Here is a 7,579-nt window from a genome sequence, read left to right as displayed (position 1 = left end):
CTCTGTTCAATTTTCAAAGACCAGTGCGGCTTTTCCCTCACCGCTTAGTTATCTTACCACGGTGGGTTTTCCTTGTCAACACTTTTTTAAAAATTGTTTGTTAGATTTTCTTACTAACTAATTTTTAATGTATCCAAGTGTTTTGACTCGGTGTCGCTCTTGCCGCAAGCGACTCACTTATAGTAACACGAGACTACTATCATACAAATATCAAAAACTCCTGTATAAATGAATTATTCCTATTATGATATTGTATACTCAAAATATCAAATTTATTCATATACTGACACACTAGGAATTGTTTATTGCTTTTTATAGAATATTCTAGGAAATACTCTGTATTTTTATCAAATATCTCTCCATATTAAACTTTCTTTTTAGCCCTTTATCATTCATATATCTAACGGTGCCAAATATCTCTCTTTCCCTCCAAGGTCTATCATGCTTGCCAAAGCACCAAGCTACCCCTGTAAATCCATTGGGATCTCTTCCATCTAAAAGGTATTTATTATTTAAGTACATAGCTGTATTAAAAGCCTCTTCCGGGGTTTTGCTCCATTCTAATATTTTCTTTCCCCAATACATCCTCATATATCCCTGCATCTTTCCTGTAATAACCATTTCCTTCTGGGCAGCATTCCAATATATATCATGGGTTCTACCTTCCTCTAATTCCTCTAAGGAATAAATGAACTCCCTCTCATCCTTCAAATGCTTTTTCAAGGTAACCTTTGCCCAAGCAGGAATACACTCATAAGAATCATACTTATCATTATAAAAAACAAAATTCATGCTTAATTCTCTTCTTATTATTAGTTCTTCCAAAAAGTACTTTTTATCCTCTATATGTACATTCATTAGTTTCATATAAATATATAAAGGAGAAATTTGTCCAAAATGCAGGTAAGGGCTTAAATTAGAGGTATAATCTTCTCCCGGCTCATTTTTTAATTCATTATAGTAAGGTAACTTATGGATGATAAACCCTTCCAATAATACCTTGGCATTACTAGTACCACCTTTATAATAAGAAGTTCTTTTAATATCCTTATTAATTTTTAATTGAGATATAGCTTTATCTATATCTTCTATATCATACTCTTCAAAAGGAAGAGTACATTTCAAAGAACCCTCATTAATTTCCCTTTCACTCAGGGGTAATGTATAGTCCTGTAACTTTTTGCTTATTTTATTTCTAAGAGTAGCTGCGGAATATTCTTCTTTAGGTGAAGCCTCTTCTATTGGTACAATAACATTAGTTTCTACCTGAATCACAGCACAGGGTGCATTTTCAGCTAAGACTTTTCTCCAGTCTCTTTCTATCCTTAAATAACCTCTGTCCACCACCATCAAAGCCGCCAAAGATGATATCTCCAAGGCTCCTTTTTCAGGTGATATTCTTATAATAAGCATCTTAATATTTCTTTTTGATAATTCTGATTTTACTTCCTTTAAGCCCTCTAACATAAAATAATAATGTCTTTCATTAGCTTCAGGAAAATTATCAGTTAGTCCAAAATATACAACTAAAGGTTTTTTAAGCTTATTTGCCTGTAAAATAGCATACTCCAAGGCATGGTTATACTCAGTCCTCTGGGAGCTTTGCATCCAATAAACTACATAGGGGTTGTTCATCACGGTTTTATCATTTAAGATTATAATTCTTTCTTGAGAAATCAATACTTTCACCGACCTTATTACTAGTTATAAACTTTTCCTAAATATCTATATTTCCTAAGATTCTAATTACCTCTTGAGAATCCACTCTTTTATTATGAGTTATCAGCCTTCCCTGAATCGCTTATATCCACCAAATCCTCAGGATATGGAGCCCAAATGCTCTGTTCTAATAGATAGCCTTGCTCATACTTAATAACATAAGATCTTAAAAGATTTAGCGGCACGCTTAAAGGTGCTTTTCCTTCCCTATATTTATCAAAAGTACCTAAAACAAATTCTTTCTCTTTTGAAGAAAGATTATCTGAAAAGTAACCAAATATATGCATTAATGCATTTATATAATTAGTATATCTAGGAAGTCTTGCAAAGGCATTTCCTAAATGATCTCTATATTCATCAATGATTTCCTCAAAAGGTTTTTTATCATGATTTGCTACTATTCTGCCTAAAAGTTTTTGCTCTCTTTGGTGATAAGCCATAAGGAGGTATTTGTTATCTGACTGAAACTTAACCAGCTCAGCCATGGACTTGCTTTCTTTAACTTGGCGTAGCTTGAACATTATATATACTTTTGTAAGGAAGTGTTCTCTTATTCTAAAGTTAGTCAGCCTTCCTTCTTCTTCAATAGCCAAATAAGGATATTTCTTCATAACCTCAGAAGCAAAAAGCCCTGCTCCTTTAGTAGAACCTACAGCTTTTTCCTTTCCTATATACACCTTTACATCCTTTATACCGCAAGAAGGTGACCTTCCCTTAAGTATAAAGCCATCTACATCCTTAAGGGAGTTTAAAAAGTTTAAAGAGTAGTCTGTCATTTCTTTTGAATACTCCTTACCTGAAGCAGGCTGGTAAAGAAAGATTTCGTCTTTTTCAGAAACCAATCTAATAGGGTCTCTTGGTATTCCTAGCCCGATTTCTACTTCTGGACAAACAGTAGTATATTCTACATAATCTTTTAGCTTGTTAACGAATTTATCTGGTATAGTCTGACCATTGTAGCGACAAGCACTAAAACCTAAACATCTACTTACCACCACCTGTGGCATGCAAATCTTTTCCATAAACAATCCTCCTATTGTAAGTGAAACCTACTGATAATTGAATTATCACTAGGTTTATTATCCCTTGCTATTTTATTTACTTACTTAATAATTTTTAAGAGTATTTGAGTAAATCATAATAATTGTTTTCAAATCAAGTGATTCTTAGCTTCAGAGGTCGTTTGCTTAAAAGGAATACTTACTCCAGCTGAAGCTTAGAAGAACTTATCCAGGAGCTTAGACCCCCTTATCTCACCACTTAAATAAGTAGGAGTATTAGGGGCGGTTAGCTATGGGATAAATTATATCATGGGTTTTGAAATATTTATATAATGTGATAATTGTAATGTACAATTAATTTAATCTTCTTTTTTAAAGACTCTCATTCTATAAGCGTTACAGGCATAATAGCCCAGCTGATTTAAAAGCTTGTAATTAGCATAGGCTCCTACCACTGCCCCTATCCCTGGTACTAGTTGAAGCATCTTTGCTAAGTCTATATAGTCCCTATACTCCTGTTGAAAAATTCTCCAATCAAAGGATTCTGCATCATCAGGAAGAGTTTTAATATAACTGTCCCAATTTTCCATAATGTTGTATATTTCATTTCTCCTTTTTTGACTGGAAAAGGTTATTTGAAATATATAAAGTATATAAAGTCTTTCCCTATAATCTTTTACATTAAATCCATATATAGCAGCGGCATCAAATAGAAACTTCATCTTAATGCTTAATAGAATAGGAAAATCCGCTAAACCCAAAAGAATTCCACCTGCCCCGGTACTAGCACCACTCACCGCTCCAGCACCTTTGTAAAACTTAATTCTATTTTGTAAAAGTTCCTCTCTTTGCTTTAAATCTCCCTGCATAAGAGGTTTTCTTGTAGTGTATTCAGAACCTACAGCCACTACTTTCACCATATTTTTAATGGCTTCTGTAATAACTTTATGTACTTGCTCTGGAATTAGATTATTAAATTTATCCTGCATTCCTTTAGATAGCTTATTAGTTATAGATGCTTTCCTAGTCATGTTTTTCTGCCAATATTTTAATTCTTTCAACGCTTTCTTTTCATATAAATTCATAAAAGCACTCCTTAAAATATTAATGAATATTTATATTATATACATATATGTTTATTTTAAATATGACAATGCTATTAATTTTTATTGACATTAAGCTATTTTTTACTTAATATTTTTAGTATAAATACTTTGATAATCAAAGTATTTATACTAAAAGGAAAGAAGGGAAAATCATTGAAGTTACCTCAATTAAAAATAGGAAATTTAATAGCCACTGTGCCTATTATTCAAGGTGGAATGGGTATAGGAGTATCACTAAATAATTTAGCTGCAGCTGTGGCAAAGGAAGGTGGTATTGGAATAATTTCTGGAGTTCAAATAGGTTTTAATGAGCCAGATTTTATTAAAGATTCTTTAAAAGCTAATATAAGAGCATTAAAAAGAGAAATAAGATTAGCTAGAGAAAAGTGTAAAAAAGGAATAATTGGAGTTAATATAATGACGGCAGTTAACCATTATAAAGAGTTGGTTACCGCTGCAGTAGAAGAAGGTATAGATCTAATTGTATCTGGAGCAGGTCTTCCTATGGAGCTTCCTGAGTTGGTTAAGGAAACCAAAGTTAAAATAGCTCCTATAGTTTCTTCAGGAAAAGCTATTTCAGTAATATGTAAAATGTGGGAAAGAAAACATTCAAGGATGCCAGACCTAGTAGTGGTAGAAGGTCCTGAAGCTGGTGGTCACCTAGGCTTTCATAAAGATGATCTCTCCTTGGAACCTCAAAAGATAGAAAATATATTTCAAGATGTAAAAAAGGCTTTAATGCCCTATGAAGAAAAATATAACAGCCATATTCCAGTGGTGGTTGCTGGTGGTATATTTAGCGGAGAAGATATAGCTAAATTCATGGATTTAGGAGCAGATGGCGTTCAAATGGCCACAAGATTCATAGCCACAGTGGAATGCGATGCCCATAAAAATTATAAAAGGGCCTATGTGAATGCCAAAAAAGAAGATATTCAAATAGTGGTTAGTCCTGTAGGCATGCCTGGACGTGCCATAAGAAATAACTTTATAAAAAGCTTAGAAGAAGGTCCTAAAAAAGTAAGATGTATTAACAATTGTTTAAAGCCCTGCAACCCTCAAAACACCCCCTACTGCATATCTCAAGCACTTATTAATGCCAGAAATGGCGACATTGATGAAGGTCTGCTTTTCTGTGGCAGCAGTGTAGATAAAATAGATAAAATCGTAACGGTAAAAGAATTAATTAATGAACTTGTTGGGGATTGTTGCCAGGCACGTGACAAGTAACATCATCAGATAAAGCTCAATGATCCTTCATCATTGAGCTTTTTGCATGAATTATTTATAGGAAATATTAATGGTTATTAAAGTTTCGCATGAATACGACAATTACGCAATAAATAATCTATAAATCGTTGTAGTTAAAAAGCAAACCATTATAGCTATTATAGTGGGTATTACTGCTCCAATAATTGTCCACTTCATGCTTCCTGTTTCTTTTTTTATGGTCCATAGAGTGGTGCCACAAGGCCAGTGCAGTAGGCTAAATAGCATTACATTTAATGCAGTGAGATAAGTCCATCCATGTTCAAGTAATATTTGTCTAAGATTGTCTATGCTTTCAAACTCTATCATATGACCTGTGGAAAGATAAGACATTAAAAGAATAGGAAGGACTATTTCATTGGCAGGAAACCCTAAGATAAAGGCCATCAATATATATCCATCTAGTCCTAAGGCTCTGGCAAAAGGCTCTAAAAAGTTTGCCGCCCAGGTTACTATGCTATAATCTCCAATATATATATTGCCTAATATCCAAGTTATAGCCCCTGCAGGGGCAGCTACTAGCACCGCTCTGGTTAATACAAATACAGTTCTATCTATTAAAGAGGTATATAGTATTCTGACTACCTGGGGCTTTCTGTAAGGAGGCAGCTCCAAGGTAAAGGAAGAAGGTATACCTTTTAAAATTGTTTTGGATAGCAAAAAGGAAACTCCTAAGGTAACAAGTATTCCTAGTATTACCATAGCTGTTACCATTAAAGCAGGGAGTATACCACTTAAAGAGTCTCTGCTTTTTACTACAAAAAACACAGAAGCAATAGCTATTAAAGTGGGGAACCTCCCATTACAAGGAACAAAGTTATTAGTTAATATTGCTATAAGCCTTTCTCTGGGGGAGTCTATTATCCTGCAGCCTATTACTCCTGCAGCATTACAACCTAGCCCCATGCACATGCTTAGGCACTGCTTTCCATGGGCACAAGCCTTTTTAAAATAGTGGTCCATATTAAAGGCCACTCTAGGAAGATATCCTAAGTCTTCTAATAAGGTAAATATAGGAAAGAATATAGCCATAGGCGGAAGCATAACGGATACCACCCAAGCCAAAGTCCTATAAAGCCCTAATACCACAATTCCATGAAGCCAAGCTGGCGCATTAAGAGAATTGAAAAGCTGGGTAAGCTTTGCTTCAATACCAAATAAAAATCTGGCGATAAGCTCTGAAGGATAATTAGCCCCTGTTACTGTTAGCCATAATACCACCGCCAATAAGAGTATCATTATAGGCAATCCATACCTTTTGGAAGTTAAAATATCATCTATATCTTTTTCTTTAAGTTTATGTGTTTTTTCTTGTTTCACTACTTTTTCTTTAATTTCTTCTGCTCTTTTAAAATTAGCTTGGCATATTTCATCTCTTATATAGTTTTTATCAAAGTTATTTATAATATTATTAATTTTATCTTTTATACTTTCTATTTCCTTATCCACTAAGTATTTTTTCATAGAATCATATAAGCTTTCATCTCCATCTAACATCCTTAAAGCATACCAGCGGGGATTAACTTCATCCATGGTTTCTCTTATTACTTCATTGATTTTTCTTAAGTACTCCTCTATCTCTTCTGAATAGACCGTATTATTGGGATAAGAAGATATCCTTCCTTCTATTAAACCACTTAACGTATCTTTTAAATATTCCATGCCCACATTATTTCTTGCAGCTGTTAAAACCACTGGTATTCCCAGCTCTTTACTTAATTTTTCTCCATCCACAGTGATTTTTTTCTTTGCTGCTTCATCAATTAGGTTCACACAAAGTATTACCTTGGAGGTAAGTTCCATGACTTGAAATACTAAATTTAAATTTCTTTCTAATGCAGTAGCATCTGTAACCACTATTACTGCTTCTGGGTTTCCAAAGCACAAATAATCTCTGGCCACCACTTCCTCTACAGAAGTAGCAAATAAAGAGTAGGTTCCTGGCAAATCTACCAAAACATAAGATTTGTCTTTATAACTAAACTCTCCTCTAGCATTTACTACGGTTTTTCCAGGCCAGTTGCCGGTGTGCTGATGAAGGCCAGTTAAACTATTAAACACCGTACTTTTACCTGTATTAGGATTTCCAGCTAGAGCAATTATAAATTCACTATCTTTCTTTTCTATATTAAAATTATCCTTTAAAAACTCTTTCTTAGTTGATTCATAGGTGAACCCCATGTATAGACCTCCTGCTAAATTCCTTTTACTAAAATAAGTGAAGATTCTTCTTTTCTTAATGCAATCATGGTATCTCTAATTTTAAACACTGTAAGATTATCCTTAGGTCCCTTTCTTATGACTTCTATTAGAGCATCTTTTGTAAAACCTAAAGCCAGCATCCTCTCTCTCATAAGGCCTTTTAAAAACAACTCATTAACTCTAACCAGGCTGCCTACTCGTATATCACACAGTTTATACATTTTTTCTCCCTCCGATTTAATTAAATAACTTTTAAGTTAGTAAAATCTAATTAAGTTTCCC

At 33.8% G+C, this 7,579-nt stretch carries 6 protein-coding genes; 1 reads left to right on the top strand and 5 read right to left on the bottom strand.

The features are described from left to right. Window positions 1-324: 324 nt before the first annotated feature. From BUA82_RS19960 to BUA82_RS19950, 3 genes are all read right to left on the bottom strand, one after another. Window positions 325-1,680, bottom strand: coding sequence for a deoxyribodipyrimidine photo-lyase (locus BUA82_RS19960; protein ID WP_073012831.1), 1,356 nt, complete (start codon window positions 1,678-1,680; stop codon window positions 325-327). Between the two features lie 92 nt (window positions 1,681-1,772). Then, on the bottom strand, window positions 1,773-2,741 hold the full coding sequence (locus tag BUA82_RS19955) for a YbgA family protein (RefSeq protein ID WP_178140792.1): 969 nt from the start codon (window positions 2,739-2,741) through the stop codon (window positions 1,773-1,775). 338 nt (window positions 2,742-3,079) lie between these two features. Then, window positions 3,080-3,805, bottom strand: coding sequence for an EcsC family protein (locus BUA82_RS19950; protein ID WP_073012827.1), 726 nt, complete (start codon window positions 3,803-3,805; stop codon window positions 3,080-3,082). A 174-nt stretch (window positions 3,806-3,979) separates the two neighbouring features. Here BUA82_RS19950 and BUA82_RS19945 point away from each other — a divergent pair, with 174 nt between their 5' ends. Continuing rightward, window positions 3,980-5,056 carry an NAD(P)H-dependent flavin oxidoreductase gene (locus BUA82_RS19945; protein WP_073012824.1) on the top strand — a complete coding sequence of 359 codons (1,077 nt, stop codon included), beginning with the start codon at window positions 3,980-3,982 and terminating at the stop codon, window positions 5,054-5,056. A gap of 102 nt (window positions 5,057-5,158) precedes the next feature. Here BUA82_RS19945 and feoB read toward each other — a convergent pair whose 3' ends face one another. Together feoB and BUA82_RS19935 are read right to left on the bottom strand one after the other, a co-directional pair. Next, on the bottom strand, window positions 5,159-7,276 hold the full coding sequence (gene feoB, locus BUA82_RS19940; RefSeq protein ID WP_073012821.1) for a ferrous iron transport protein B: 2,118 nt from the start codon (window positions 7,274-7,276) through the stop codon (window positions 5,159-5,161). Between the two features lie 14 nt (window positions 7,277-7,290). Next, complete coding sequence (locus BUA82_RS19935) at window positions 7,291-7,518, bottom strand: FeoA family protein (protein WP_073012819.1); 228 nt, start codon at window positions 7,516-7,518, stop codon at window positions 7,291-7,293. Window positions 7,519-7,579: the final 61 nt, after the last annotated feature.

Source organism: Clostridium amylolyticum (assembly GCF_900142075.1).
Classification (GTDB): Bacteria; Bacillota; Clostridia; order Clostridiales; family Clostridiaceae; genus Clostridium_AA; species Clostridium_AA amylolyticum.
This window is presented reverse-complemented; position numbering and strand designations above follow the sequence as displayed.

Bases quoted from the DNA above. Each gene is read 5' to 3' on its own strand.
- BUA82_RS19950 (WP_073012827.1), bottom strand. From the start codon at position 3,805: ATGAATTTATATGAAAAGAAAGCGTTGAAAGAATTAAAATATTGGCAG.
- feoB (WP_073012821.1), bottom strand. From the start codon at position 7,276: ATGGGGTTCACCTATGAATCAACTAAGAAAGAGTTTTTAAAGGATAAT.
- BUA82_RS19935 (WP_073012819.1), bottom strand. From the start codon at position 7,518: ATGTATAAACTGTGTGATATACGAGTAGGCAGCCTGGTTAGAGTTAAT.
- BUA82_RS19955 (WP_178140792.1), bottom strand. From the start codon at position 2,741: ATGGAAAAGATTTGCATGCCACAGGTGGTGGTAAGTAGATGTTTAGGT.